19 protein-coding genes and 1 pseudogene are annotated in these 26,888 nt (G+C 72.7%); 6 read left to right on the top strand and 14 right to left on the bottom strand.

Annotated features, from left to right (window positions below; genetic code table 11):
- Positions 1-7 precede the first annotated feature (7 nt).
- The 4 genes from OHB56_RS09150 to OHB56_RS09165 all read right to left on the bottom strand — a co-directional run bounded on the left by OHB56_RS09150 (position 8) and on the right by OHB56_RS09165 (position 10,196).
- Positions 8-6,301, bottom strand: coding sequence for an amino acid adenylation domain-containing protein (locus tag OHB56_RS09150; RefSeq protein ID WP_406352602.1), 6,294 nt, complete (start codon positions 6,299-6,301; stop codon positions 8-10).
- Positions 6,302-6,583: 282 nt separating this feature from the next.
- A complete protein-coding gene (locus OHB56_RS09155) occupies positions 6,584-7,375 on the bottom strand; it encodes a 3-oxoacyl-ACP reductase (protein ID WP_406352604.1) in 792 nt (263 codons plus the stop codon).
- On the bottom strand, positions 7,372-8,799 hold the full coding sequence (locus OHB56_RS09160; protein WP_406352605.1) for an aldehyde dehydrogenase family protein: 1,428 nt from the start codon (positions 8,797-8,799) through the stop codon (positions 7,372-7,374). Before OHB56_RS09160 ends, OHB56_RS09155 begins: the two co-directional genes overlap by 4 nt.
- Positions 8,800-8,825: 26 nt before the next feature.
- Positions 8,826-10,196 carry a glutamine synthetase family protein gene (locus OHB56_RS09165; protein WP_406352607.1) on the bottom strand — a complete coding sequence of 457 codons (1,371 nt, stop codon included), beginning with the start codon at positions 10,194-10,196 and terminating at the stop codon, positions 8,826-8,828.
- A gap of 146 nt (positions 10,197-10,342) precedes the next feature.
- Between OHB56_RS09165 and OHB56_RS09170 the strand changes: the two genes are divergently transcribed.
- Positions 10,343-11,104 carry a FadR/GntR family transcriptional regulator gene (locus tag OHB56_RS09170; protein WP_406352608.1) on the top strand — a complete coding sequence of 254 codons (762 nt, stop codon included), beginning with the start codon at positions 10,343-10,345 and terminating at the stop codon, positions 11,102-11,104.
- A 163-nt stretch (positions 11,105-11,267) separates the two neighbouring features.
- A pseudogene (locus OHB56_RS09175) lies at positions 11,268-11,564 on the top strand (amino acid permease); the annotation flags it as partial.
- A gap of 78 nt (positions 11,565-11,642) precedes the next feature.
- Here the strand turns inward: OHB56_RS09175 and OHB56_RS09180 are convergent.
- The 5 genes from OHB56_RS09180 to OHB56_RS09200 form a co-directional block, all read right to left on the bottom strand.
- Positions 11,643-12,578 (bottom strand): LysR family transcriptional regulator, encoded by a 936-nt coding sequence (locus OHB56_RS09180; protein WP_406352609.1) that lies wholly within the window; start codon positions 12,576-12,578, stop codon positions 11,643-11,645.
- Between the two features lie 9 nt (positions 12,579-12,587).
- Positions 12,588-13,325: a helical backbone metal receptor gene (locus OHB56_RS09185; protein ID WP_406358980.1), complete on the bottom strand. Its 738-nt coding sequence runs from the start codon at positions 13,323-13,325 to the stop codon at positions 12,588-12,590.
- A 5-nt stretch (positions 13,326-13,330) separates the two neighbouring features.
- The gene (locus OHB56_RS09190) at positions 13,331-13,900 is read right to left on the bottom strand and encodes an XRE family transcriptional regulator (RefSeq protein ID WP_326751804.1); all 570 of its coding nucleotides are present in this window, start codon (positions 13,898-13,900) and stop codon (positions 13,331-13,333) included.
- Positions 13,901-14,460: 560 nt separating this feature from the next.
- Positions 14,461-17,088, bottom strand: coding sequence for an ABC transporter permease/substrate binding protein (locus tag OHB56_RS09195; protein WP_406352611.1), 2,628 nt, complete (start codon positions 17,086-17,088; stop codon positions 14,461-14,463).
- Positions 17,081-18,169 carry a betaine/proline/choline family ABC transporter ATP-binding protein gene (locus OHB56_RS09200; RefSeq protein ID WP_326751806.1) on the bottom strand — a complete coding sequence of 363 codons (1,089 nt, stop codon included), beginning with the start codon at positions 18,167-18,169 and terminating at the stop codon, positions 17,081-17,083. The genes OHB56_RS09195 and OHB56_RS09200 overlap by 8 nt, the downstream gene beginning before the upstream one ends.
- A gap of 334 nt (positions 18,170-18,503) precedes the next feature.
- Here OHB56_RS09200 and OHB56_RS09205 point away from each other — a divergent pair, with 334 nt between their 5' ends.
- The 4 genes from OHB56_RS09205 (at position 18,504) to OHB56_RS09220 (ending at position 21,940) form a co-directional block, all read left to right on the top strand.
- A complete protein-coding gene (locus OHB56_RS09205; protein WP_406358982.1) occupies positions 18,504-19,436 on the top strand; it encodes a 5'-3' exonuclease H3TH domain-containing protein in 933 nt (310 codons plus the stop codon).
- A gap of 82 nt (positions 19,437-19,518) precedes the next feature.
- On the top strand, positions 19,519-20,373 hold the full coding sequence (locus tag OHB56_RS09210; RefSeq protein WP_326751807.1) for a siderophore-interacting protein: 855 nt from the start codon (positions 19,519-19,521) through the stop codon (positions 20,371-20,373).
- Between the two features lie 209 nt (positions 20,374-20,582).
- Positions 20,583-20,870 (top strand): hypothetical protein, encoded by a 288-nt coding sequence (locus OHB56_RS09215; RefSeq protein ID WP_326751808.1) that lies wholly within the window; start codon positions 20,583-20,585, stop codon positions 20,868-20,870.
- 11 nt (positions 20,871-20,881) lie between these two features.
- Positions 20,882-21,940 (top strand): RluA family pseudouridine synthase, encoded by a 1,059-nt coding sequence (locus tag OHB56_RS09220; RefSeq protein ID WP_406352614.1) that lies wholly within the window; start codon positions 20,882-20,884, stop codon positions 21,938-21,940.
- On the opposite strand, the gene OHB56_RS09225 is transcribed toward OHB56_RS09220, so the two are convergent.
- Genes OHB56_RS09225 through OHB56_RS09245 form a run of 5 tightly spaced genes read right to left on the bottom strand, consistent with a single transcriptional unit; the run spans position 21,934 to position 26,596 of the window.
- Entirely contained in the window at positions 21,934-23,496 is a 1,563-nt protein-coding gene (locus OHB56_RS09225; protein ID WP_326751810.1) for a cytochrome P450, read from the bottom strand. The two genes, OHB56_RS09220 and OHB56_RS09225, sit on opposite strands and share 7 nt — an antisense overlap.
- Before the next feature lie 56 nt (positions 23,497-23,552).
- The gene (locus OHB56_RS09230; RefSeq protein WP_326751811.1) at positions 23,553-24,173 is read right to left on the bottom strand and encodes an ATP/GTP-binding protein; all 621 of its coding nucleotides are present in this window, start codon (positions 24,171-24,173) and stop codon (positions 23,553-23,555) included.
- Positions 24,154-24,561: a DUF742 domain-containing protein gene (locus OHB56_RS09235; RefSeq protein WP_326751812.1), complete on the bottom strand. Its 408-nt coding sequence runs from the start codon at positions 24,559-24,561 to the stop codon at positions 24,154-24,156. Before OHB56_RS09235 ends, OHB56_RS09230 begins: the two co-directional genes overlap by 20 nt.
- Complete coding sequence (locus tag OHB56_RS09240) at positions 24,558-24,965, bottom strand: roadblock/LC7 domain-containing protein (protein ID WP_042168469.1); 408 nt, start codon at positions 24,963-24,965, stop codon at positions 24,558-24,560. Before OHB56_RS09240 ends, OHB56_RS09235 begins: the two co-directional genes overlap by 4 nt.
- Positions 24,962-26,596 (bottom strand): ATP-binding protein, encoded by a 1,635-nt coding sequence (locus OHB56_RS09245; protein ID WP_326751813.1) that lies wholly within the window; start codon positions 26,594-26,596, stop codon positions 24,962-24,964. The genes OHB56_RS09240 and OHB56_RS09245 overlap by 4 nt, the downstream gene beginning before the upstream one ends.
- Positions 26,597-26,888: the final 292 nt, after the last annotated feature.

Below are 26,888 nucleotides of genomic sequence, written 5' to 3' on the forward strand. Positions count from 1 at the left end.
GGGACGGTCAGAGGTCGGCCGTCAGGGACAGGTCGATCTCGTCGTCGCTCATCTGCGAGATCAGCTCCAGCAGGCGCCGCTCCACCTCGGCGGCGAGCCGCTCGACTGTGGGGTGCTCGAAGAGGTCCCGGACCTGGAGCGGGCAGTCGAAGGCGGTCCGCAGGCGGGAGGCGACCGCCACCGCGCGCAGGGAGTGGCCGCCCAGGGCGAAGAAATCGTCGTGGACGCCGACCTTCGGCAGGTCGAGCACCTCGCACCAGATCTGTGCCACGACCGTCTCGGCCGGGGTGCGCGGTGCGACGCCGGCCCGCGGCGCGGGCTTCTCGGGCTCGGGCAGGGCGGCGGTGTCCAGCTTGCCCTGCACGGTCAGCGGCAGGGAGTCCAGGAGGACGAAGGCGGAGGGGACGAGGTAGTGGGGCAGATGGGTCCGGCAGTGCGTGCGCAGGGATTCCTCCGACAGCCCGCCGCCCGCGGCGTAGCCGACGAGGACGGTCTCGCCGTTCAGGGTGCGCACTACGACGGCCGCGCCCCGCACCCCCGGGTGCCCGCGCAGCACCGCCTCGGCCTCTCCCGGTTCGACGCGGAAGCCGCGGATCTTGACCTGGTCGTCGTTGCGGCCGAGGAACTCCAGTTCGCCGTCGGCCAGTCGGCGCACCACGTCGCCGGTGCGGTAGAGACGGCCGCCGCGCGCGCCGAACGGGTCGGGGACGAACCGCTCCGCGGTGAGGGCGGGCCGCCCCAGGTAGCCGCGGGCCGTCTCCGGTCCGCCGATGAGGAGTTCGCCGGGCACGCCGAGCGGTACGGGTTCGCCGAGCGGGTCGACCACGTAGGTGCGGCGGCCGCCCAGCGGGCGGCCGATGGGCACCCGGCCGACCGGTGCCCCGGGGAGGGTGTGCGCGGTGGCGGAGATCACCGTCTCGGTGGGGCCGTACGTGTTGACCACGGGCACCCCGGGCAGGTGCGCGAACCAGTGCCGCAGGGGGTCGGCGGGCAGTTCCTCTCCCCCGGTCACCAGCAGTCGCAGGGAGGCCAGTCGGGGAGCCAGCGTGTCCAGGCGGGCGACCAGCTCCGTCCAGTACGACGGTGTCAGTTCCATGACCGTCACCCGCTCGGCGGCGACGCGGGCGGCCAGCTCCTGGGGCGCCCAGATGTCGTCGGGGCGTACCAGCACCGTCGCCCCGGTGCTCAGCGCGGGCAGGATCTGCTCGAGGGAGGCGTCGAAGGAGGTCGAGGCGAAGGTGAGCACCCTGTCCCGCGCGGTCAGCCCGAACGTCTCGCGGGCGGCGCGCACATGGGCGTCCAGGGCGTGGTGCTCGACCCCGACGGCCTTGGGGCGGCCGGTGGAGCCCGAGGTGAAGATGACGTAGGCGAGGTCGTCGCGGTGGGGGGTGTGGCGGGGCCCGTCGGGGTCGGGCAGGACGTCGTCGGCATCGACCGCACCGGCCGTGAGGGCGACGGCGCGCTCCCGGGTGCGCGTGTCGCACACCACGTGCCGTACGGCGGCCTCCTCGCACATGTACCGCAGGCGTTCCTCGGGGAGCCTGGGGTCGAGCGGGACGTAGACGCCGCCCGCCCGCCAGACGGCGAGCATCGCCGCCACGGACCACACGCCGCGGCCGACGCACACGCCGACGGCGTCGCCCGGGACCGTGCCCGCGCGCGTCAGGGCCGCGGCGAGGCCTCCGGTGAGGGCGTCCAGGCGGGCGTAGTCGAGGGTCGTGTCCTCGCAGACGACGACGGGGGCGTGCGGCGCGCCCGCCACCTCGAACGCCGGCGCCGGCTCCGTGTCCCGCCCGGCGCCCGCGAGGAGGCGGTGCCGTTCGTCCGCCGAGAGCAGGGGGGCCTCGTCGGCGCGGGCGGTGGGATCGGCCAGCAGGGCTTCGAGGACGCGGCCGACGTGGCGGGCGAACCGGGTCGCGGTGTCCGGGTCGAACAGGTCGGCGGCGTACTCGACGTTGAGCGCGAACCGGTCCGGCCGGACCACGAAGGTGGCGGTCAGGTCGAACTTGGCCGAGCCCCAGGGCAGCGCGAAGTCGGCGGTCTGCAGGCCGGGCAGGCCGATGCCGGCCTCCGTGGACTCCTGGACGTCGACCATGGCCTGGAACAGCGGGTTGCGGGACAGGTCGCGCTCCGGGCGGAGCCTCTCCACGACCTGCTCGAACGGCACCTCCTGGTGGTCGAAGGCACCCAGGACGACGTCGCGCACCCGGTCCACGAGCGTGCCGAAGGCGGGCCGTCCGGACAGGTCGGTGCGCAGGACGACGGTGTTGACGAAGAAGCCGACCAGCGGCTCCAGTTCGAGGCGTCCGCGGCCGGCGACGGGCGTGCCCACGCAGATGTCGGTCTGCCCGGTCCAGCGGGCCAGCACCGTCTGGGCGGCGGCCAGCAGCACCATGAAGCGGGTCGCGCCGCGCTCGCGGGCGAGGGCGTCGGCCCGGTCGACGAGTGCGCGGGGCAGCTCGATCTCGACCGCGCCGCCCCGACCGGTGAAGGCGGGGGGCCGCGGCCGGTCCGTGGGCAGGTCCAGCACGGGGGCGCCCTCGAGGACCCGTTCCCAGTAGGTGAGCTGCGGTTCCAGGGCGCCGCGGTCGGCGCGTTCGCGCTGCCACACGGCGAAGTCGCCGTACTGCACGGGCAGCGGCGCCGACGGGGCGCCCCCGCCCGTCAGGCGGGCCGCGTAGTGGCGGCCGAGTTCGTCCAGCAGGACGCCCTTGGACCAGCCGTCGGTGACGGCGTGGTGCAGGGCGAGCAGGACGACGTGGTCGTCACCGGACAGCTCCCACACGCCGGCCCGCAGCAGCGGCGGCCGGGCGAGGTCGAAGCGGCGTTCGGCATGGGCCACGGCGAGGCTCCGTACGGCCTCCACGCGGGCCTGCTCGTCCGGGGCCTGCGGCGCCCGCTCCCAGCGCAGGGGTACCGGGACCGGGTCGTGGACCTGCTGCACGGGGCGGCCGTCGGACTCGACGAGGGCCGTGCGCAGCACCTCGTGCCGCTCGACCAGGTCGTTCAGGGCCGCCTGCCACGCGGCACGGTCCAGGCCGCCGCGCACCCGCCAGCAGTACCACAGCAGGTACGACTCGCCCCGGTCGGAGGTGCGGTCCAGGAACCACAGGCGCTCCTGCGCGAAGGACAGCGGCAGCGTCCCGCCGCGGTCGACGGGGACGATGCCGGTGGCGCCGCCGACGCGGGCGGCGGCCACCCGCGGGGCGAACCCCCGGACGGTGGGGTGCTCGAAGACGGTGCGCAGCTCGATCTCGCGGCCGAGACGCTGGGCGATCCGGGAGACCGCCATGGTGGCGAGCAGGGAGTGGCCGCCGAGGTCGAAGAAGCTGTCGTCCAGGCCGATCCGGTCCAGGCCCAGGACGTCGGCCCACACCTCGGCGACGATCCGCTCGGTCTCGTCGCGGGGCGCGGTGTACGCGGGGTCGTCGGCGGGGCGGGTGTGCGCGGGATCGGGCAGGGCGGAACGGTCGAGCTTGCCGGAGACGCCGACCGGGAGGGCGTCCAGGACGACGAACTCGGACGGTACGGCGTAGTGCGGCAGGTAGCGGGCGCACCAGGCGCGCAGGCTCGCCCGGTCGGGGGCGGCGGGCGCGTCCGGGGCCGGTACGACGTAGCCGGTCAGGCCGCGGCCGGTGGCCCGGTCGGGGCGGGCGGCGGCAGCGGCGACCAGCGGGCAGGCGCGCAGCACCGTCTCCACTTCGCCGAGTTCGATCCGGAAGCCGCGGATCTTGACCTGGTCGTCGTGGCGGCCGAGGAACTCCAGTTCGCCGCCGGACGTCCAGCGCACCAGGTCACCGGTGCGGTAGAGGCGGCCGCCGGGCGGCCCGTAGGGGTCGGGCACGAAGCGCTCGGCGGTCAGCGCGGGGCGCCCGAGGTAGCCGCGGGCCACCTCCGTGCCGCCGATGAGGAGTTCGCCGCGGACGCCGACCGGCACCGGCTCGCCGTCGGCGTCGACGACGTAGGCGCGGCGGTCGCCCAGGGGCCGGCCGATGGGCACGGTGTCCCCGGGCGGGTCGTCGGCGTCGTGGGTGGTGGCGGTGACCGTGGTCTCGGTGGGGCCGTAGGCGTTGCAGACCCGGGCCCGGGGGACGGCGGCGCGCCAGACCGCGAGGGTGTCGGGCGGGACGGCCTCGCCGCCGAGGATCAGCAGCCGCAGGGAGCCCAGGGCGGCGGCCAGCCGCCGGTCGAGACAGAGCGTGAGTTCGGACCAGTAGGTGGGGGGCACGTTGACGACGGTGAGACCGTGCCGCTGGACGATCTCGGGCACCTGCGTGGGCAGCCAGGGCTCGTCGGGCCGCATGACGACGGTGGCACCGGAGGTGAGGGCGGGCAGCACCTGGTCCAGTGAGGCGTCGAAGGCGAAGGAGGCGAAGGCCAGCACCCGGTCCGCGGAGGTGATCCCGAAGCGCTGCCGGGCGGCGGCGACGTGCGAGGCGAGGGCGGCGTGTTCGACGCCGACCGCCTTGGGCCGGCCGGTGGACCCGGAGGTGAAGATGACATGGGCCAGTTCGCGGGGGTGCGGCCGGTGGCGGGGGCCGTCCGCGGCCGGGCCGGCCGCGGTGACGTCCACCGTCACCGGCGCGAGCGGGGCGGCGGTGGCGGCGGTGGCGGGTTCGGCGACCACGCAGGCCAGTTGGGCCTCCTCGGCCATGTACCGCAGCCGCTCGGCGGGGAGTTCGGGGTCGAGGGGCACGTAGGCCCCTCCGGCCCGCCAGACGCCCTCGATGGCGGCGACCGACCACAGGCCGCGGCGCAGGAGCACGCCCACGGGATCGCCCGCGGTGACCCCGGCGGCGCGCAGCGCGGCGGCGAGTGAGCCGGTCATGGCGTCCAGTTCCGCGTAGCTGACGCTGTCCTCGCCGCAGCGCAGCGCGGTGACGTCGGGGCTGCCGGAGAAGGCCACCGGCGGCGCGGGGTCCGCCGCGCGGTCGGGCGCCCGGTGCCAGTCGGGCCGGGGACGGCCGCGGCCGCCGGGGCCGTCGGGCAGGGCGCGCGTCAGGTCCCGCACGGGGGTTTCGGGGTCGGCCAGGACCGCCCTGAGCAGGAACGTGTAGGAACGGGCGAAGGCACGCATGGTGGCGGCGTCGAAGAGCGCGGTGGCGTACTGGAGGATGGCGGCGACGCTGCCGTCGGTCCGCAGGGTCAGGTCCAGGAAGACGTCCAGCGGGGTCTCGGTGAGCGGCGGGGCGACCAGCGTCACCTCCAGGCCGGGCATCTCCACCGGTTCGACCGGCGCGTTGAGCAGGGTGAACGAGGCCTGGGCGAGCGGGTGCCGGGACAGGTCCCGGGAACCGCCGAGCGCGCCGACGACGAGGTCGAAGGGGGCCTCGGCGTGGGCGAGGTCCACCGGCACCCGGCCGCGCACCCGGTCCAGCAGGGCGCCGAAGCCGGGTCTGCCGGACAGGTCGGTACGCAGCACGACGGTGTTGACCAGGGGGCCGATGAGCGCGTCGGCGCCGCGCCGGGCCCGGTCGGCGAGCGTGCTGCAGACGGCGATGTCGTCGCGGCCCGCCCAGTGGCCGAGGAGGACCTGGTAGGCGGTGAGCAGGAGCGTGTAGCGGGTGACGCGCCGGGAGCGGGCCAGGGCGTCGACGGCGGCGACCAGGTCGGCCGGCAGGTCGAAGCGGACCACGTCGCCGGAGCCGTCCCACACGCGCGGTCGCGGCCGGTCGGTGGGCAGGTCGAGCGGGGTGAGGCCGCGCAGCCGTTCGCGCCAGTGGCCGAGGAGCCGTTCCAGCCGTTCGCCGCGCAGGCGTTCGGACTGGACGCGGGCGAGGTCGGCGTACCGCAGGGCGGGCGCGGTGACCGGCTCGCCGCGGTATCCGGCGGCGAGCTCGTCCAGCAGGACACCCCACGACCAGCCGTCCACGGCGATGTGGTGCACCTCGACGAGCAGCAGGTGCTCGTCTGGCGCCAGACGGGCGAGCACGGCCCGGACCGGGTGCTGCGCGGACAGGTCGACGGGGTGCCCCAGCCGACGGGCGAACAGCTCCTCGGGCCCGTCCACGTCGACCCGCTCCAGTTCGACGCCCGTGGGGGCGTCGACCACCGGCACCGGCTCCCCGCCGACGGCGCGGAACCGGGTGCGCAGCACCTCGTGCCGCGCCATGATCCCGGACAGCGACCGTTCCAGGCGGTCCGCGTCCAGCGAACCCCGCAACCGCAGGACCAGCGGGAGCATGGATCCGCTGGAGGAACCGGCCAACTGGTCCAGGAACCACAGCCGGCGCTGCGCGAAGGATGCCGTGGGGGAGTCGACGCCGTTCGGTGCCCTCTCGGGGGCCGGTCCTGCTGTCACTGTGAGCCTCCAAGCCGTGTTTCGCAGCAGACTGCCGTCGGCGGCCGGAGGCCCATAGGGAAGAAGACGCAGCACCGCGAGCAGAGCGGACTGCCGTCGTGGAGGGGGTCGACGGCGACTGGTTCACACGCTGCCGCAGGGCACGGAGCGGCGGTGTCCGCGTCCGGTGGTGGCGGGAGGCGTGAAGGAGCGGTGGGGGGCGGCGGACGGGGGTGCGACGGCGGGCCCGGCGACGCGCGCGGCGTACGCCGGGCCCCGGAGCGGCGGCACCTGTGGGGGACGTCAGAGCGGTGTGACGTACGCCCCCGAGATGCCCCCGTCCACCAGGAAGTCGGTGGCGTTGACGAAGGAGGAGTCGTCGCTGGCCAGGAAGGCGACGGCGGCGGCGATCTCCTCGGCTTCGGCGAACCGGCCGAGCGGGATGTGCACGAGCCGGCGGGCGGCGCGCTCCGGGTCCTTGGCGAACAGTTCCCGCAGCAGCGGGGTGTTCACCGGGCCGGGGCAGAGCGCGTTGACGCGGATGCCCTCGCGGGCGAACTGCACCCCGAGTTCGCGGGACATGGCGAGGACGCCGCCCTTGGATGCGGTGTAGGAGATCTGGCTGGTGGCCGCGCCCATCCGGGCCACGAAGGACGCGGTGTTGATGATGGAGCCCTTGCCCTGACGGCGCATGTAGGGGATCGCGGCCTTGCAGCACAGGTAGACGGAGGTGAGGTTGACCTCCTGGACGCGCTTCCAGGCGTCGAGTCCGGTCTCCAGGATGGAGTCGTCGTCGGGCGGGGAGACGCCGGCGTTGTTGAAGGCGATGTCGACGCTGCCGTAGGTGTCGTACGCCGTCCTGAACAGCGCCTCGACCTGCTCGGGCTCGGTGACGTCGGCCTTGACGAAGGTCCCGTCGATCTCCTCGGCCGCCGCCTTGCCCCGGGTCTCGTCCACGTCGCCGCAGACGACGTGCGCGCCCTCGGAGGCCAGCCGGCGGGCGGTGGCCAGGCCGATGCCGCTGCCCGCTCCGGTGACGACGGCGCTGCGGCCGACCAGGCGGCGGCAGATGATGTCCTCGGTCGCTTCGTTCACTGTGCGGAGCCCTCCGTACCTTCGGTGCCTGCCGTGCTCGACGGGACGCTGCTGATGAAGACGTTCTTGGTCTCGGTGAAGGCGGCCAGGGCGTCCGGGCCGAGTTCACGGCCGAGGCCGGACTGCTTGAACCCCCCGAAAGGGGTCCAGTAGCGGACACTGGCGTGGGAGTTGACGGACAGGTTCCCGGCGCGGACGGCGCCCGAGACCCGCAGGGCGCGGCCGACGTCCCGGGTCCAGACCGAGCCGGACAGGCCGTGGTCGGTGGCGTTGGCCAGGCGGACCGCGTCGGCCTCGTCCTCGAAGGGCAGGACGACGGCGACGGGCCCGAAGACCTCTTCGACGGCCACGCGCGCGTCCGGGGCGACGCCGGTGAGGACGGTGGGCGGGAACCAGAAGCCGGGGCCGCCCTCGGGGGCCTTGCCCCGGATGCCGTCGGCGTCGTCGGGGACGTAGGAGCGGACACGGTCCAGCTGGGTCCGGGAGATCAGCGGGCCCATGTCGGTCCGCTCGTCGGCCGGGTCGCCGACCAGGACGGACTCGATCGCGGGGGCGAGGAGGCCGAGGAAGCGGTCGTACGCCGAGCGCTGGACGAGGATGCGGGTACGGGCGCAGCAGTCCTGGCCGGCGTTGTCCAGGAAGGACATCGGGGCGGCGGCCGCGGCGGCCTCCAGGTCGGCGTCGGCGAAGACGATGTTGGGGCTCTTGCCGCCGAGTTCGAGGGTGACCGGCTTGAGGAGCGCCGCGCCCTTGGACGCCACCCGCCGGCCCACGGCGGTCGACCCGGTGAACACGATCTTGGAGACGCCCGGGTGTCCGACGAGCGCGTCGCCCGCGACCGGACCGTGTCCGGGGAGCACCTGGAACAAGCCCTCGGGAAGGTCCGCCTCCAGGGCGAGTCGGGCCAGGCGCAGCGCGGTCAGCGGGGTCGTCTCGGCGGGCTTGAGGAGGACCGCGTTGCCCGCCGCGAGGGCCGGTACCGCGCCCCAGGCCGCGATCGGCATCGGGAAGTTCCAGGGCGCGATGACGCCGACGACGCCGAGCGGTTCGAGGAATGTCACGTCCAGGCCGCCGGCGACCGGGATCTGCCGGCCGGTGAGCCGCTCCACTCCCCCGGCGGCGTAGTCGAGCAGGTCCCGGACGTTTCCGGCTTCCCAGCGGGCGTTGCCGAGGGTGTGCCCGGCCTCTTGGACCTCGAGGCGGGCCAGCTCCTCCAGGTGTCCGTCGACGACGGTGGCGAAGCGGCGCAGCAGCCGGGCGCGGTCGCCGGGGGCGAGGGCGGCCCAGGTCGTCTGCGCCCGCGCGGCCGCTGCGACGGCGGCGTCGACGTCGGTCGCGGAGGCGGCGGGGACGGTGGCGACGACCTCTTCGGTGGCGGGGTTCAGTACGCGCAGCTCGTCGGGCGGCGGCACTTCGTCGGGCAAGGCGTCGGACAGCGGCAACGGGGGCCTCACATGCGTTCGAAGGAGCGGCGCAGTTCCCAGTCGGTGACCGCGGCGTCGTAGGCGTCCACCTCGACGCGCGCCATGTTGCGGTAGTGCGCGACGACCTCGTCGCCGAAGGCGGCCTTCGCGAGGGTGCTGTTCTCCCACAGCTCGGCGGCTTCCCGCAGGGTCGTCGGGACGTGCTCGAAGCCGGCGGCGTAGGCGTTGCCGCGGCAGGGCTCGGGCAGTTCCAGCCCGTGCTCGACGCCGTGCAGCCCGGCCGCGACCATGCCCGCCACGGCGAGATACGGGTTGACGTCGCCGCCGGGCAGCCGGTTCTCGAAGCGCAGGGAGCGGCCGTGGCCGACGACGCGCAGGGCACAGGTGCGGTTGTCGTACCCCCAGGCGACGGCGGTCGGGGCGAAGGAGCCCGGCTGGAACCGCTTGTAGGAGTTGATGTGCGGGGCGTAGAGCAGGGAGAGCTCGCGGAGCGCGACGAGCTGTCCGGCGAGGAAGTGCCGCATGACGTCCGACATGGCCTCCGGGTCCTGGGCGGAACCCGGCATGGCGCTGGTGCCGTCGGGGGCGGCGAGGGAGAGGTGGATGTGGCAGGAGTTGCCCTCGCGCTCGTCGTACTTGGCCATGAAGGTGATCGACACGCCCTCCTGGGCGGCGATCTCCTTGGCGCCGGTCTTGTAGACGGCGTGCTGGTCGCAGGTGACCAGGGCCTCGTCGTAGCGGAAGGCGATCTCGTGCTGGCCGGGGTTGCACTCGCCCTTGGCCGACTCGACGGTGAGGCCGGCGGCGGCCATCTCGTTGCGGATGCGGCGCAGCAGGGGTTCGATCCGGCCGGTGCCGAGCACCGAGTAGTCGACGTTGTACTGGTTGGCCGGGGTGAGCCCGCGGTAGCCGGCGTCCCAGGCCTGTTCGTAGGTGTCCCGGAAGACGATGAACTCCAGCTCGGTACCGACCTGTGCGGTGTGTCCGAGTCCGGCCAGGCGCTCGAGCTGGCGGCGCAGTATCTGGCGGGGGGCGGCGACGACCGGGGAGCCGTCGGCCCAGGCCAGGTCCGCGACGACCAGGGCGGTGCCCTCGTTCCACGGCACGCGGCGGAGCGTGTCGAGGTCGGGGAACATGGCGAAGTCGCCGTAGCCGTTCTCCCAGGAGGACATGGCGTAGCCGTCGACGGTGTTCATGTCGGCGTCGACGGCGAGCAGGTAGGCGCAGCCCTCGGCGCCGTGCCGGAGCACCTCGTCGAGGAAGAAGCGCGCGGCGAACCGCTTGCCCTGCAGCCGCCCCTGCATGTCGGGGAAGGCCAGGACGACGGTGTCGATCTCACCGCCCGCGACGAGGGCGTGCAGCTCCTCGACACCGAGCGGGGGTGTGGGGTCTGCCACGGAAGGGCCTCCTCGGGCTGCTTCTGGCCCTTCTGGCCACACGCGGCCGCTGAGGGCTGCTCATGGCTTCTGCGGGCTTCGGTTCGGTCGGCCGGGAGCCATAAGGTATTGCGGACGACCATTGCTTGGGAAGGGGACGCGGCCGTATGCCGGAGGACTCGGAGAAGTCGGGGAAGCCGGAGGACGGGGCCGGCGCGGTCGGGGACGGTCTCGCTCCGGTGCTGCGGCCGGTGCGCGCCGGCAACGGCTTCGAGGAGGCGCTGGAGCAGATCCTTCAGGTGGTGCGGCTGGGCCTGGTCCCGGACGGGGAGCGGCTGCCGGCCGAGCGGGTGCTGGCGGAGCGGCTGGGGATCAGCCGGGTGACGCTGCGCGAGGTGCTGAAGGTGCTCCAGGACCAGGGTCTCGTGGAGTCCCGGCGCGGCCGGTACGGCGGCACGTTCGTGCTGCCCCGGCCGACGGACGCGGGCGGGTCCGAGCTGCGGCGGCGGATCGCCGAGGTCGACATCGAGGACGTGCTGCGGTTCCGGGAGGTGCTGGAGGTGGGCGCGGCGGGCCTGTGCGCCGCGCACGGCCTGCCGGACGCGTGGGCGGACCGGCTCCGGGGGGCGTTGGCGGGCACGCGCGACGCCCCGCTGGCCGAGTACCGCCGTCTGGACACCCTGTTCCATCTCACGCTGGCGGAGCTGTCCGGTTCGCCGACGCTGGCCGCGCAGTACGCGGCCGTCCGGGCGTCGGTGAACGACCTGCTGGACTGCATCCCGCTGCTGGTGCGCAACCTGGAGCACTCGCAGCGGCAGCACACCGCGCTGGTCGAGGCGGTGCTGGAGGGGGACGCCGACGGGGCGCGGGAGACAGCGCGCGAGCACTGCGCGGGGACGGCGGCACTGCTGCGGGGCTTCCTGGCGTGACGTGCCGGCGGCGGGGGCGGCGACATCCACCCGGGGCGGGGTCCGGGGCGGGATTCGGAACGGGCTCCGGGGCGGGGGTCTTGCGTCCCGCCGTCCGCGCCGGGACGGCATGGGCCCACAAAGGTCTGGATCCGCTCCATTTCCCGCTGCCTCGCCACCGCCCTCGTTCTTCTCGCTGGTCCACGCCGGGTCCCGCCAGCTGCTCGCGCTGTCCCGCGCCGGCTCTCTGCCGAAGTTCCTGTCCCTCACCAGCCGTCGCGGGGCCCCGTGCCTCGGGCCGCTGGTGCCCGGCGCGATCGGCTTCGCGCCGGCCGCCGGCCCGGGCAGCGGCGCGCGCGTGCTGAACGTCGCCGTCCTCGGCGCGACCATCTCGTACGCGCTGATGTCCCTGTCGCACATCCTGCTGCGCCGCCGCGAGCCGGAGCTGCCCCGGCCGTACCGTACGCCGGGGAGGGTCGTACGCCACCTGGTCCGGGCGGCCACGGCAACCTGAGCGGCCCCGGCCCGGCGGCCACCCGGCGCCCGGCGCGCGAGGTGCTCAGCCGCGGGTCAGGGTCAGCAGGTCGCGGGCCGGGCCCGTGGGGCGGTGGCCGGTCGGCCAGACCGCGCGCAGTTCGCGGGCCAGGGCGATGCCGTCCACGGGAACGCGGATGAGGCGGCGCATCGCCAGCTCCTCCCTGACGGCCAGTTCGCTGAGGACGGCCGGACCCGCGCCGCTGACCGCCGCGGCCTTCACCGCGGTCGTGGAGGACAGTTCGATCAGCGGGCGGGCCAGGCCGCCCAGCGCGGTGTCCAGGACCTGCCGGGTGCCGGAGCCCTTCTCGCGCAGGATCAGCGAAGTGGCCGCCAGTTCCTCGGCGGCGAGCGGCCTACGGCGGCGGGCCCAGGCGTGGGACGGCGCCGTCACCACGATCAGCCGGTCGTGGGCGATCACCGCGGAGTCCAGGCCCGTGGGCACGGTCAGCCCTTCCACGAAACCCACGTCCGCCTCGTCCGCCAGCAGCCGCTGCGCGACCGTCGCGGAGTTCCCGGCCAGCAGGGACACCGCCGTGTCCGGCCGCTGTGCGCGCAGCGCGAGCAGCCAGCCCGGCAGCAGATACTCGGCTATCGTCATGCTCGCCGCCACCCGCAGCCGTGAGTCCCGGCGGTCCCGCAGCGCCTGCGCGCCGGCGTCGAAGGCCTCCGCGGCCTCCACGATCCGCCGGGCCCAGTCGGTGACCAGCGCTCCGGCGTCGGTCAGGCGCGATCCGCGCGGTGAGCGGTCCACCAGCGCCACACCGAGCTGCCGTTCCATGGACCGGACCCGGCTGCTGGCAGCGGGCTGGGTGATGCCCAGCTCGCGCGCCGCGCCGCCCAGGCTCCCGACCCGCGCCACCGCCAGCAGCAGCTCCAGCCCCCCGAGGTCCGGCACCCGGTGGGCGAGGGTCCCCGCGGTCACCGGCCGATGTCCCGCATGGTCGTCCCTCGTGCTCATCACGCCAGCTTATGTCGCCCGGTGCTGCCGGCGACCCGCCTCTCGCAGCGCCCGGGGCAGCACCGCCGCCGCCTCGGCCAGCGACGGCCCGTACCAGGTGAGATGCCGGCCGCCGACCAGGGCGCAGGGCAGTCCGGGGAAGGCGTCCGGGCCGTCGTCGGCGGTGAAGCGGTACGGCTCGTCGGGCAGCACGACGAGGTCCGGGGCCGCCGCGCGCAACTCGTCCAGGGGTACGCGGGGATAGCGTTCCGGGTTGTCCGCGTAGAGGTGGTCGACGCCGAGGCGGGACAGCAGGTCGCCGGCGAAGGTGTCGCGGCCCAGCACCATCCAGGGCCGCCGCCAGACCGGCACGACCGCGGTACGGCGGGCCGCGGGGACTGCCACGGCGTCCCAGGCGGCCTCGGCCTCGTCCAGCCACCGGGGCCGGGTCACCACACCGCACGCCGTGAGCACCCTGGCCAGCTCGTCGAAGGCCTGGGGCAGCGTCCGCACCTCCGTCACCAGCACCTCGAGGCCCGCCGCGCGCAGGGCGTCGAGGTCGGGGGCGCGGTTCTCCTCCTCGTTGGCGATCACCAGATCGGGGGCGAGGGCGGTGATCAGGGGGACCTTCGGGTTCTTCGTGCCGCCGATCCGCGCCACGTCCAGGCCGGCGGGGTGCGTGCACCAGTCCGTGGCGCCGGCCAGGGCACCTGGAGCGGACAGCGCCACGGCCTCGGTGAGCGACGGGACGAGGGAGACGATCCGCACGGAAGTCACCGGCGCAGCTTGTCCCGGACCGCTTCGATGTGCTCGGCGACGGCGACGACGATCAGCCGGGTCTCCGGGACCGTGGCCCGCCACCGGTGCCGGACGCCTCCGGTGAGGTACAGGGTGTCGCCGCGGCCGAGGCGGTAGGCGCGGCCCTCCGCCTCGATCTCCACGGCGCCGTCCGCCACGTACATCAACTGGTCGTTGCGGAACTGGAATTCGCGCCCGGCGTCGTGGTCACCGGTGAACTCGGAGGCGTGCATCTGGTGGTGGCCCCGCACCAGGGACCGGACACGGGGTTCCGGCAACGGCTCGGTGCCCTCCGCGCGGACGACGTCGACACTGCACGCCGGGTCGGCGGCGGCGAGGAGTTCCACGGCGGTGGTGCGCAGGGCGTCGGCGACCTTCTCCAGGGAGCTCCGGCTGGGGCGCGCGCGCTCGTTCTCGATCTGGCTCAGGAACGGGACCGACAGGCCGCTGCGCTGGGCCACGACGGCAAGCGTGAGGTCCAGCGCACGGCGTCGCCGCCGCACGGCCGCGCCCACGCGCAGCGGCTGTTCTTTGTGGTCGCCCATCGCTCCGGCTCCCTCCTTCGCCCGTCGTCCCGTGCCCCGTCGTCCCGGCGCACTCCTGCTGTTGAGCTGTCTGCACCCTACGCATGTTCGGCAAACCGTTTCAGGCGCCTGTCATGTCGTCGTCCTGTGCACTCGCGCACGACCCCACAGTTCACGCCAGCCGATGCTCGGGTCCTCCGGTTCCCTGTGCGCAGGATGCGGGGTGTTTCCGCCATTGTCGCCCGAAGAGGGGCGAGAGGTCACGGCGAGGGCCTGGAGACCCGGGAGGGCATAGCGCTGCGTGATTGGCCGGATTCTTATCGTGTTCCCGTCGGGTCGTGTGCCCGTTCCGGTCGCGGGCCCTGTGCGGCGGCGGGCCCTGTGCGGCGGCGGGCCCGTTGCCGCCGTGGGCCCGTTGCCGCCGTGGGCCCGTGGTGGCGGTGAGCGCTGTTCGACTTGCACCGCACATGTTCCGAGGGGCGGACCCGGGCCCGCTGTCAGGTGCGGGGCCGGGCCCGCCCCTCGGGGCGAGCGGTGCGAGGTCACCGCGGCGACCGGTGATCACCGTGGTGACGTCGTCGTCACTGCGGGGTCATGCGCCCCACCACGTCGGGGTGCTCCTCGAGCCAGGCGGCGACGGCCGCCTCCTCCTTGCCCTGGCCCCGGTCCTTGATCTCCTTCTCGAGCGTGCCGAGTTCGTCCTCGCTCATCGTGAACCCCTTGATCCACTTCGTGAGTTCGGGATACTGCCCGGGGAACGCCTTGTTCGCGATGGTGCGGATGGTGTTGCCCTCGCCGAAGAGCTTCTTGTCGTCCTTCAGCTTGGTCAGCTCGTACTCGCTGTACGACCAGTGCGGCGACCAGAGAACGACCGCGACGGGCTCCTTCTTGGAGTAGGCGCGCTTGAGCTCGGCCAGCATCGCCGGCGTGGAGCCGTCGACGACCTCGTACTCCTTGTCCAGGCCGTAGCCCGGCAGGACCTTTTTCTTGAGCAGGTCCATCTGGCCGGTGCCCGGTTCGATGCCGATGATCCGCCCGTCGAACAGGTCGGCCTTGCCCTTGAGGTCCTCGAAGGACTCGACGCCCTCGACGTACGACGGGACGGCGATGTCCAGGGAGGTCGGCTCGTACCAGGTGCCGAGGTCGACCAGTTTGTCCTTGCTCTGGTCCCAGAAGTTCTTCTGGGCGTGCGGCAGCCAGGCGTCGAAGTTGAGGTCGATGTCCCCGGTGGAGAGGCCGGTGTAGACCGGGCCGACCTCCATCTGCTTCAGGTTCATCCTGTAGCCGCGCCGCTCGAGGACGTTCTTCCACAGGTAGGTGATCGCGATGTCTTCCTCCCAGGGGAACCACGCGACGGTCAGCGGGCGCTTCGCCTCGGCCGGGTCGGCGGCGGCGGCACCGGACTTCACCGGCGCCAGCTTGTCGACGACGTCCGGGTGGTCCTTGAGCCAGGCGCGGACGGCGTCCTGCTGCCTGCCCTTGCCGGCCTTGTTGATCTCGGCCTCCAGGCTGGTGAGTTCCTCCTCGGTCATCGAGAAGTCCTTCATCCACTGGCCGACGACGGGGTTCTCGGCGGTGAAGCCCTTGCGGGCCAGGGTGTGCACGCCGTCGCCCTCGCCCCAGGTGCCCTTGGGGTCCTTCAGCTTCTTCAGGTCGTAGTCGCTGTACGCCCAGTGCGGCGACCAGAGCGTGACGACGACCGGTTCCTGCTTGCTGTAGGCGCGCTTGAGCTCGGCCAGCATCGCCGGCGTGGAGCTGTCGACGACCTTGTACTCCTCGTCCAGGCCGTAGTCCGGCAGGACCTTGTCCTTGAGCAGGCCCATCATCCCGGCGCTGGACTCGATGCCGGTGATCTCCCCGCCGAAGGTGCCGGCCTTGCCCTTGAGGTCCTCGAGGGAGTCGAAGTCCTCCATGTAGGCGGGCACGGCCAGCTCGAGCGTCGTCTCCTCGTACCAGGTGCCGAGGTCCTCGAGCCTGTCGCCGTACTTCTTCCAGTACGCCTCGTGGGTGGTGGGCAGCCACGCGTCCGTCTGGAAGTCGATGTTGCCCTGCGCGAGCGCGGTGTAGAGCGGGCCCGCGTCGAACTGCGTGGCCTCGACCTCGAAGCCCCGCTGCTCGAGGACCTCCTTCCACAGGAAGGTGGAGGCGACGCCCTCGTCCCAGGGGATGTAGCCGATGGAGATCTTCTTGCCGTTGCCGACGTTCTCGGCGTCGGCGACGGTGTCCGTACCGCCGCTCTTGCCGTTGCCGCCGAAGATGCTCATGCCGCCGGCCACCAGGGCCAGGACGACGACACCGATCACGGCGACCTGCGGGCGCGGCCGGTAGGACCAGATCTTCAGTCCCTGCGCGGCGCGGGCCTTGGCGGCGGCGCGGCGGCCGAGCGGGGACACCTGGGTGCCCAGGGCGCTGGTCATGCGGTCGAGGTAGATCGCCAGGATGACGATGGCGAGGCCGGACTCGGCGCCGAGACCGACGTTGAGCTGGCCGATGGCCTCGATGACGGCGCCGCCGAGACCGCCGGTGCCGACCATGCCGGCGATCGCGGCCATGGACAGGCCGAGCATGATCACCTGGTTGACGCCCGCCATCACGGTGGGCAGCGCCAGCGGCAGCTGGACGCGCAGCAGGGTGTTGCGGGGCGTGGTGCCGAACGCCTCGGCCGCCTCCACGAGGTCCTTGTCGACCTGGCGGATGCCCAGCTCGGTCATGCGCACGCCGGGGGCGAGCGCGAAGATCAGGGTGGCGACGATGCCGGGGGCGGGGCCCGTCCCGAAGAAGAGGATCGCCGGGATGAGGTAGATCATCGCGGGCAGCGTCTGCATGAAGTCGAGGATCGGGCGCACGAAGGCGCTGACCCGGTCCGAGCGTGCCGCCCAGATGCCCACGGGCACGGCGATGACGAGCGCGATGACGGTGGCGACGATGACCAGGGCCAGCGTCACCATCGAGTCGTCCCACAGTTCGAGGGAGTCGATGAAGGCGAATCCCACGAAGGTGAGCACACCGGCGACGGTGCCGCGCAGCCAGAAGGCGATCACCGCGAAGATACCGGCGAGCAGCAGCGGCTCGGGCGCCTGGAGGACGGCGTTGACGCCGTCGTAGGCACCGGTGAAGACGGTTTTGAAGAAGTCGAACAGCCAGGTCACATTGGCGAGCAGCCAGTCGACGGCGCTGTTGACCCATTCACCGAGCGGAATCCTAGGCACGGGCCAACACCTTCTCGCCCTCGCCGCGCGGGGAGTCGCAGGTGCCGGGGGCGCGCTCCTCGTCGCCGATGAAGCCGACGAGCCGCTGCCGGGGCACCACGCCGATGACCGCGCCCTCGCCGTCGAGGACGGCCACGGGATGTGCCGCGCGGGCGCTCATCGCGCACAGGTCGGTGAACGGCGTCTGCGCCGTCGCGGTCTCGCAGGCGCAGTCCGCCTCGTCGCCGCGCACCTCCTGCTCCATCACCGCGCCGGCGGTCAGAACCCGGGAGCGGTCGACGTCCTGGGTGAAGGAGGCGACGTAGTCGTTGGCGGGGCGGATGAGGATGTCCTGCGCGGTGCCGATCTGCACGATGCGGCCGTCACGCATCACCGCGATGCGGTCGCCCAGGCGCATGGCCTCGTTGAGGTCGTGCGTGATGAAGACGATCGTCTTCTTCAGCTTCTTCTGCAGCTCCACCAGCTGGTCCTGCATGTCGCGGCGGATCAGCGGGTCGAGCGCGCTGAAGGACTCGTCCATCAGCAGCAGGTCGGCGTCGGTCGCGAGCGCGCGGGCCAGGCCGACCCGCTGCTGCATGCCGCCGGACAGTTCGTCGGGCCAGGACCGCTCCCAGCCGGCCAGGCCACACAGGGCGAGCGCCTCGTCGGCGCGGCGTTCGCGCTCGGCGCGGGGCACGCCCTGCACTTCCAGGCCGTATGCGGCGTTCTCGCGAACGCTGCGGTGCGGGAAGAGCGCGAAGTGCTGGAAGACCATGCTGATCTTCCTGGAACGGACCTCGCGCAGCTCGCGGTCGGACAGCGCGGTGAGGTCCTGGCCGTCGAAGCGCACCTGTCCGGCGGTCGGCTCCGACAGGCCGTTCAGCATGCGCAGCAGGGTGGACTTGCCGGAGCCGGACAGGCCCATGACGACGAAGATCTCGCCGGGTTCCACGGTGAACGAGGCGTCGATGACGGCTGCCGTGGTGCCCTGGGCACGCAACTCCTCACGGTCTGCCTCGTTCTGGCGCAGTCTCTCGACCGCCTGGCCCGGTCGTCTGCCGAACACCTTGTACAGATGCTCGGCTTCAAGCCTCGTTGACACGCGTACCTCTTGACTCGACGGCGATGGAAAGGAGCGGCGCCCGTCGGGACGGTTCAGGCGTTCCTGACAGTTGAACCTGCAACCGGCGTCACTCCGGGGCCGCGCCTCCCCGCTTTCGCCGGTCGCAAACGCGTACGTGTCCTGCCTCACAATCGGACCGCCCCGCCCGAGGGGCGCCTCACGCTTCGAGGACCGCCTCGCACGACGGGCGTCGCGTCCCGCAGTCGCAGTCGCAGCCGCGGTCCCGCGGCTGCGACTGCGACTGCTGCTGCTGCTGCTGCTGCGGGACCGCTACGGCGACTGCGACTGCGGGGCACTGTCGGCGGCGTGCGGCATGATGCGGAGCGTGACCGGACGACTGATGCTCCTAGACACCGCCTCCCTCTACTTCCGCGCCTACTTCGGCGTCCCGGACTCCGTCAGGGCCCCGGACGGCTCGCCGGTGAACGCCGTGCGCGGGCTGCTCGACTTCATCGACCGCCTGGTCAGGGACCACCACCCGGACGCTCTGGTGGCGTGCATGGACGCCGACTGGCGCCCGGCGTGGCGGGTGGAGCTGATCCCCTCCTACAAGGCGCACCGCGTGGCCGAGGAGCGCCCCTCGGGCCCCGACGAGGAGGAGGTGCCCGACACGCTGTCCCCGCAGGTGCCGGTCATCGAGGCCGTTCTGGACGCCGTCGGCATCGCGCGCGTGGGTGTGCCCGCGTACGAGGCGGACGACGTGATCGGCACGTTCACCGCGCGGGCGCGCGGTCCGGTGGACATCGTCACCGGCGACCGCGACCTGTACCAGCTGGTGGACGACGCGCGCGGCGTGCGGGTGCTGTATCCGCTCAAGGGTGTCGGCACGCTCCAGATCACCGACGAGGCCGTGCTGCGCGAGAAGTACGGGGTGGACGGCGCGGGGTACGCGGATCTGGCGCTGCTGCGCGGCGACCCGAGCGACGGCCTGCCGGGGGTGCCGGGGGTGGGCGAGAAGACGGCCGCCAAACTGCTGGCCGAGTTCGGCGACCTGGCTGGGATCCTGGCGGCGGTCGACGATCCGAAGGCCAGGCTCACCCCGACCCAGCGCAAGCGCCTCACCGAGGCGCACCCGTATCTGGCGGTCGCCCCGAAGGTCGTCCGGGTCGCGGACGACGTCCCGCTCCCGGAGGTCGACACGGCCCTGCCACGGACTCCGCGCGACCCTGACGCCGTACGGGAACTGGCGGCCCGCTGGGGCCTCGGCGGCTCCCTGGAGCGGCTGCTGACGACCCTCGCGCGGTAGGGGTCACCGCCGTGCGCCCAGGTAATCGCCGGACGGAGGTGTTAACTTAGGTAAACCTAACTGAGTGACAGGGAGACCCCACATGGCACAGCGACCGGGACGCCAGCCGCGCAGGCCCCACTCCGGGCAGGTGCTCCGCACCGAGCGGCTGACCCCGCACATGCAGCGGGTGGTGCTGGGCGGCGAGGGTCTGGCCGACTTCACGGCGGACACCTGCACCGACCACTACGTGAAGCTGCTGTTCCCCGCCGAGGGCGTCACCTACCCGGAGCCGTTCGACATGCAGCGGATCCGCGAGGAGTTCCCGCGCGACCAGTGGCCGGTGACCCGGACGTACACCGTGCGCCACTGGGACGCCGAGCAGCGCGAGCTGACCCTGGACTTCGTGATCCACGGCGACGAAGGACTGGCCGGTCCCTGGGCCCGGCGGGTCCTGCCGGGCGAGACCGTGTTCTTCACCGGCCCCGGCGGCGCCTACGCCCCCGACCCGAGTGCCGACTGGCATCTGCTGGTGGGCGACGAGAGCGCGCTGCCCGCGATCGCCCGCTCGCTGGAGGCCATGCCGAGCGGAGCCAGGGTTTACGCCTTCGTGGAGATCGAGGGGCCCCAGGAGGAGCAGAAGATCGACTCCGAGGTGGCGGTCACCTGGCTGCACCGGGGGGGCCGTCCGGTCGGCGAGGCGCTGGTGGAGGCCGTGCGGGGGCTGGAGTTCCCCGAGGGCCGGGTGCACGCCTTCGTCCATGGCGAGGCGCACTTCGTGAAGGAGCTGCGCCGTCTGCTGCGGGTGGAACGGCAGATCGCGCGCGAGGACCTCTCGATCTCCGGCTACTGGCGGCGCGGTCACAACGAGGACGGCTGGCAGGCCTCGAAGCAGGAGTGGAACGCGCGGGTCGAGGCGGAGCAGGAGAAGACGGAGTCGCCGGCCGCGGCCGGCTGAGCCGCCACCGGGTCACCGCCGAGTCGCCCCCGAGCCCTCACTGAACCACCGCTGGTTCCCCGCCGGCCCGCTGCCCCGGCCGAACCGGCATCCCGGGGTCCCGGCCGGCACACCCGGCGACGCCGGTCGGGTGAACCCCGGCCCCCGCACCGCGGCGGACGGCGTGGCGCGGCGTCCCGCCCCCGCCCCCTGCCCGAGGATCCGGGCGCGTGACAGACACCTTCGAAGAACTCGTGGCCAAGCAGCTCGCGGCGGACGAGGCGCACGTCCGCGTGCGCCATCTGCAGGAGACGTACGGGCCTCCCACGGGCACCAAGTGGAGCAGCAAGCAGACCATCACCTGGGAGACGGCCTGGCGGGCCTGGCGCGACCTCGCCCGTGAGTTCCGGGTGGCGGTGAACGACTTCGCGCGGGCCGAGGGGAGACCGCGCCACGTGGTCGAGGCCGAGATCAGGCAGGCGGTACGGCACGAGCAGCAGGGCGGGGCGGACACGTAGCCTTGGCCCTCGTGACCCGCAGACGCAGAACCGCCCCGCCCTCCCCGCTGCCGCAGCGCGACGGCGTGGACCCGGTGCGGGTGCGCCTGCCCGGCACGGGGCCGTGGGCCACCGTGCGGGACCATCTCGTGGCCCGGTTCCCGGTCGGCTCCGATGTCGTCGACGGCATGTTCGACGCGGGGCTGATCGTGGGCGCGGACGGGCGGCCCGTGCCGGCCGGCGCCCCCTGTGTGCCGGGGCTGTTCGTATGGTTCCACCGGGAGCTGCCGGCCGAGGTGCCGGTGCCCTTCCCGCTGGAGATCGTGTACCGGGACGAGCACATCGTCGTCGCCGACAAACCCCACTTCCTGGCCACCACACCGCGCGGCAGCCATGTCACCCAGACCGCGCTGGCCCGGCTGCGCCGCGAGCTGGGCATCCCGCTGCTGGGCGCCGCGCACCGCCTCGACCGGCTCACCGCCGGGCTGGTGCTGTTCACCGTGCGGCCCGAGGAGCGCGGCGCGTACCAGACGCTGTTCCGCGACCGGCTGATCCACAAGGAGTACGAGGCCGTCGCCCCGCACGATCCGGCGCTCGCCCTGCCCCGGACCGTGCGCAACCGGATCGTCAAGGAACGCGGGGTGCTGACCGCCCGCGAGGTCGAGGGCGAACCGAACGCGCTCAGCCGGGTCGAGCTCCTGGACCACCGGGCCGACGGCCTCGCCCGGTACCGGCTGGTCCCCGGCACCGGGCAGACCCATCAGCTGCGGGTGCACATGAGCGACCTGGGCGTACCGATCCTCGGTGACCCCCTGTATCCGGAGGTGACCGGCCCCGTCCCGGCCGGTGACTTCCGGCGCCCGCTGCAACTGCTGGCGCGGGCACTGGAGTTCACCGACCCCGTGACGGGGGCGCGGCACCGGCTGCGCAGTGGCCGAACGCTCGCGGCATGGACCTCGTACGGGGAGTGGGCCGCAGAGGACCGCACCGCCGGGCACTGCGCCTCGGACGGCCGCGCCGCCGTGGACCGGACCACCGCGGACCGGGCCGCTGCTCACCGGCCCCCGGCGCCCCGGACCTCCGGTCAGTAGCCGCGCCACCAGTTCAGGAAGCGCTGCCAGGCGCCCGGCGCGCGGACCGGTTCCTCGGGGCCGACGGCGGCCGGCGGCTCGGCGACCGGTTGCCCGGCCGACTGCGCGTCCGGTGTACCTGCCGTGGCCGCGGGCCGCGGGGCGGGGACGTCATGATGCCCGAACGGATCGGGGCGGGCGGCGGTCGGCGCGGCCGGCTCCCCCGGTTCGGTACTGCCGATGAGCCAGTCGCGGCGCGGGGCCGCCGGCCGGTGGTCGTGGTTCGGCCGCTCGGTGATGTCCTGCGGCTCCCTCGGGGTGAACCGGACGGGCAGCTCGATGAGATGGCGCGAGGCGATCGACTCGGTGTGGCGCAGGTCCTCGTCGTCGACGTCGAGCTCGAGGTCGGGCAGCCGCATCAGCAGCGCGTCGACGCCGATCTCGGCGATGGCACGCCCGATGTCCTGCCCGGGGCACTCGTGCGGGCCACCGCTGAAGGCGAGGTGGGAACGGTTGCCCTGCATGTGGGCGGTCGGCTCCGGGCGCACCCGCGGGTCGGCGTTGGCCGGGGCCGGGGCGAACAGCAGTCCGTCGCCCCGGCGGATGCGCTGGCCGCCGAGCTCCGTCTCCTGCTTGGCGAAGTAGGCGAAGATGGTGCTGAACGGCGGCTCGTCCCAGAGCAGTTGCTCCACCGCCTCCGGCACGGTCATCTGTCCGCCGTTGAGCTGGGCCCGGAAGCGCGGGTCGACCAGCACCGTGCGCAGCACGTTGGCGAGGAGGTTGGCGGTCGACTCGTAGGCGGCGATGAGCACCACCCGCAGGTGCTCCCTGACCTCGTCGTCGGTCAGTCCGGCCGGGTGGGTGATGAGATGGCTGGCGAAGTCGTCCTGCTGTTCCAGCCGGCGGCGCGCGGTGAGCCGGCTCAGCGCGTCCATGACGTACGCGTTGCTGGCGATGGCGGTCTCGGTGCCCCTGATCATGTCGCGGGCCGACTCGACCATCCGGTCGTTGTACTCGTCGGGCATGCCGAGGATGTGGCACATCACGGCCATCGGCAGGTGCTCGGCGTACTGGCCGACGACCTCGGCCTCGCCCACTTCGCAGAACCGGTTGACGAGACGCTGGGTGCAGCGGTTGATGTGCCGGCGCAGACTGCGGAAGTCGATGGTCGACACGGCGAAGTCGATCACGCCGCGCAGCCGCTCGTGTTCGTCGCCCTCGGCGTGGGCGCACATCGGCTGCCAGGCGATGTGCGGCATCAGCGGGTGGTCGGGTTTGACCAGGCCGTCCCGGAGCGGGGACCAGATACGGCTGTCCTTGGTGTACTGCGCGGGGGTGCGCACCATGTGCAGGTTCTCGGCGTGGCCGAGGACCACCCACACCGGAACGTCGTCGTGGAGCAGCGCGGGCGCCACGGGGCCGTGTTCGGCGCGGAGTTCCTCGTACAGGTTCTTCAGGTCCGCCGATTCGTGCAGCCGGTGCAGTCCCCCGGGGCCCTGGCCGTGTGCGGGGCAGCCGGGGGGCGGGGCGACCCGGGAGTCGTCCGTTCCGGTCGGGGAGTGGGATTCAGGCGTCACAGTGGTCGCTCCGGAAAACAGGGGGAGAGCAGGGGGGGAGAGCAGGGGTCGGGGTGTCAGGTGCGCGAGCCCGTCATGGCGAGCGAGTGCAGGAACCGCATCAGCGTGATCAGTACGTCCCGGCTGGAGGCGCGGCGTCGCACATCGCAGTCCATGATCGGGACGTCCTCGGACAGGTCGAGTGCCGTCCGCAGATCCGCTACCGGGTAACGGGGCGCGTCCGGGAAGGTGTTGACGGCGACGACGAAGGGGACGCCGCGTTCCTCCAGTCGTCCCATGACGTCGAAGCTGACTTCCAGGCGGCGCGTGTCGACCAGCACCACCGCGCCGAGCGCCCCCTCGAACAGGCCGTTCCACAGGAACCAGAAGCGCTCCTGGCCCGGGGTGCCGAAGAGGTAGAGCACCAGCTGCTCGGTGATCTTGATGCGGCCGAAGTCCATGGCCACCGTGGTGGCGGTCTTGGACGCGGACCCGAAGTTGTCGTCGACTCCGATGCCAGCCTGGGTCATGGTCTCCTCGGTGGTCAGCGGCTTGATCTCGCTGACCGACCCGACCATGGTCGTCTTGCCGACCCCGAAGCCGCCCACGATCACGATCTTCGCCGCGGCCTCGGCCGTGTGCGGCAGCTGATCCTCGGTCCGTGGGCCCGGGATGGTCTCAGAGCCTTTGAAGTCCATGCATCACCGCTTCGAGAAGGGAACGGTCGGGCAGCGCCTTGCGGACGATCGGGGCGCGCGCCTGCACCAGTTCCGCCGCCAGCATGTCGGTGAGCAGCACGGTCACCACGCCGAACGGCAGGCTGAGGTAGGCCGAGAGTTCGGCCACGGACAGGGGGGCGGCACAGAGCCGGAGCAGTGCCGCCTGCTCGGGCGTGGCGGAGTGCGGGGGGTCCTCGACGCTCGCCACGATCAGGGTCACGAGGTCGAGGTCCGCACGGTTCCCGTCCGCACCGGCGACGACGTACAGCCGCTCCGGGTTGGGCCGTTCGTCCTCCTTCTTGTCCTGGGCGGGTTGCGGAGGAGGGTCCTTCTGTGGGGAGCGCCTCTGGCGTTGCGGAGGAGTCATACGGTCGTCCCGTTCCGGCGGGGCGGGCTGGTGAGATGGGCGCCGATACGGACGACGAGGTCGCGCATCATGGCCCCCATCCGCCCGGGCTCACAGGTCATGTCGGAGAGCACCGCGAGATAGGCGTTGGCGCCGGCGGCCATCAGGTAGAAGTAGCCGCCGTTGATCTCGATGATCACCATCTTCATCTCGCCGTCGCTGCGCGGGAGCTCCCCGGCGACGGCACCGGCGAGGCTCTGCACGCCGGCACAGGCCGCGGCGACCCGGTCGGCGGCGTCCGGCTCGCCGCCGAAGCGGGCGATGCGCAGGCCGTCGGCCGAGAGCACCACGATCATCTCGACGCCGGGTACGCCGTCGGCGAGCTCCTTGAGCATCCAGTCGAAGTTGGCCCGTTGCTGGATCACTTGAGGTCCCCCTCGTCGTCGGCCTCGGTGCGGGCCGGTTCGTTGATCAGATGCAGGTACGCGGTCGGATTCCGGGTGAAGTCGGTGGGATGGACGCCGGGTTCGAGGTCCTTCTTCAGACCGTCCCAGAACGCGTCGACCCACAGCCCGGGTTCACGGTCGTCCTTCGGCTCGGCCGGTTCGGGCTGGGGGGCCGGCCAGGGGGACCGGATGGTCTCGCCCCGCTCGGCGGCCTCCCGCTCGGCCCGTTCGGCGGCGGCCTGCTCGGTGTACCGCTGGGTCAGCGACGTCTTCACCCGGCTGCGGCGCTGCGGCAGCCCGTTGGAGGTCCATTCGGTGACCTCGGGGACGTCGTCCTCCATGGAGACGGTGGCGGGGATGCTCGGGCTGGTGGGGCGGCGCTTCTTGGGGACGCGCTTGGGGCCCGGGAGCGCGTCGACCTGCATCGGCACCGCGGTCGCGCCGATGCCGTGGGCGAGACCGACGCCGGGCTCGGTGGTCATCATGGCGCTCGGCACGATGAGGACGGCGCGGACGCCGCCGTAGGCGGAGGCCCGCAGCGAGACCTGCATCTTGTACCCGGAGCAGAGCCGGCCGATGACGGCCAGGCCCAGCCGGGGGCTCGTGCCGAGGTCCTGGAGGTCGACGCCCGCCTTGGCCTTCTCCAGCTTGTCCTCGATCCGGGCCCGCGCCTTCTCGTCGAGGCTGACTCCGGCGTCCTCGATCTCGATGGCGACGCCGGTCTGCACCTCGATGGCGGTGACGTGGACCTTGGTGTGGGGCGGCGAGTAGCGCGTGGCGTTGTCGAGGAGTTCGGCGACGGCGTGGATGACCGGCTCGACGGAGATGCCCTTGATGTTGACCTTGGCGATGGACTTCAGGTCGATGCGCCGGTACTCGAGGATGCGGGACATCGCGCCGCGCAGCACGCTGTAGAGGGCGACGGGCTCGGGCCACTGGCGTCCGGGACGGCCACCGCCGAGTACGGAGATGGAGTCGGCGAGGCGGCCGATCAGCGCGGTGCCGTGGTCGATGCGCAGCAGGTCGTCGAAGACCTCGGGGTTGCGGCCGTGGTCCTCCTCCATCTCCCGCAGTTCCTTGGCCTGCTGGTGGACGATCGCCTGGACGCGTCGGGCGATGCTGACGAAGGAGCGCTGGGAGGAGTCGCGCAGGGCTTCCTCGTCGTCGATGATCTTCAGCATCGTCTTGAGCAGCTTGATCTGGTACTCGGGCAGATCACGCCAGGCCGGGTTGACCTTTTTGAGGTGGAGGAGCACTTCCCGGGGAGTGTTCCCGCGGTGCAGGAAGTCCAGGGCCTCGGGGACCACGGCGTCCGCGAAGTGCAGCGTCTCCGTGTCATGGGCGGCGATCCGCGCTTCCAGGTACGCGCGGTGACGGTCGTGTTCGGCTCGCTCGTCCCGTAGAACGCGGCCGCGGCGCACCGCCTCGGCCGCGGCGACGATCACCAGCAGGGTGGCGACGACACCACAGGCGCCGACGGCGATCCGGGCGGGCTCCGTCACCAGGGCAACGGCGGCTCCGGTTGCCGCGGCCATCATTATGGCCGGCATCAACAGCACGCGCGCGTAGGGAAGTTCGCGGCGACCGGGCGGGGATTGGACACTCACCATGTAGGCCTCTGAAAACGAATCGGCTGATGGTCGGGGGACATACGGGTGGGGATGGACCGGGAAATCATGGGAATCATCCGCGTAATAGGGAACAGACACACGAATTCATCCCAACTCGGTGCGCTGCGGGCGAGCTTAGTCCGACAGGATCAACGCCGTGTCATATTCGGCAAGTGCCGGAAATGACCCTTGGGGCAGGAGTACGCTCGGGTTCATTTACACGCCCAGGCATCATTCGAACACTTACCGTAATGGCGTGCGGGTGCGCGAAACCCACTTCACTGCGCAGGGT

The organism is Streptomyces sp. NBC_01635, from assembly GCF_045209715.1.
GTDB lineage: Bacteria > Actinomycetota > Actinomycetes > Streptomycetales > Streptomycetaceae > Streptomyces > Streptomyces hirsutus.

What these genes read in the sequence shown, in the direction of transcription:
- OHB56_RS09170 (WP_406352608.1), top strand. Translation starts at nt 10,343, where the DNA reads ATGCCGGAGGACTCGGAGAAGTCGGGGAAGCCGGAGGACGGGGCCGGC.
- OHB56_RS09180 (WP_406352609.1), bottom strand. Translation starts at nt 12,578, where the DNA reads ATGAGCACGAGGGACGACCATGCGGGACATCGGCCGGTGACCGCGGGG.
- OHB56_RS09190 (WP_326751804.1), bottom strand. Translation starts at nt 13,900, where the DNA reads ATGGGCGACCACAAAGAACAGCCGCTGCGCGTGGGCGCGGCCGTGCGG.
- OHB56_RS09205 (WP_406358982.1), top strand. Translation starts at nt 18,504, where the DNA reads ATGATGCGGAGCGTGACCGGACGACTGATGCTCCTAGACACCGCCTCC.
- OHB56_RS09210 (WP_326751807.1), top strand. Translation starts at nt 19,519, where the DNA reads ATGGCACAGCGACCGGGACGCCAGCCGCGCAGGCCCCACTCCGGGCAG.
- OHB56_RS09230 (WP_326751811.1), bottom strand. Translation starts at nt 24,173, where the DNA reads ATGGACTTCAAAGGCTCTGAGACCATCCCGGGCCCACGGACCGAGGAT.
- OHB56_RS09235 (WP_326751812.1), bottom strand. Translation starts at nt 24,561, where the DNA reads ATGACTCCTCCGCAACGCCAGAGGCGCTCCCCACAGAAGGACCCTCCT.
- OHB56_RS09245 (WP_326751813.1), bottom strand. Translation starts at nt 26,596, where the DNA reads ATGGTGAGTGTCCAATCCCCGCCCGGTCGCCGCGAACTTCCCTACGCG.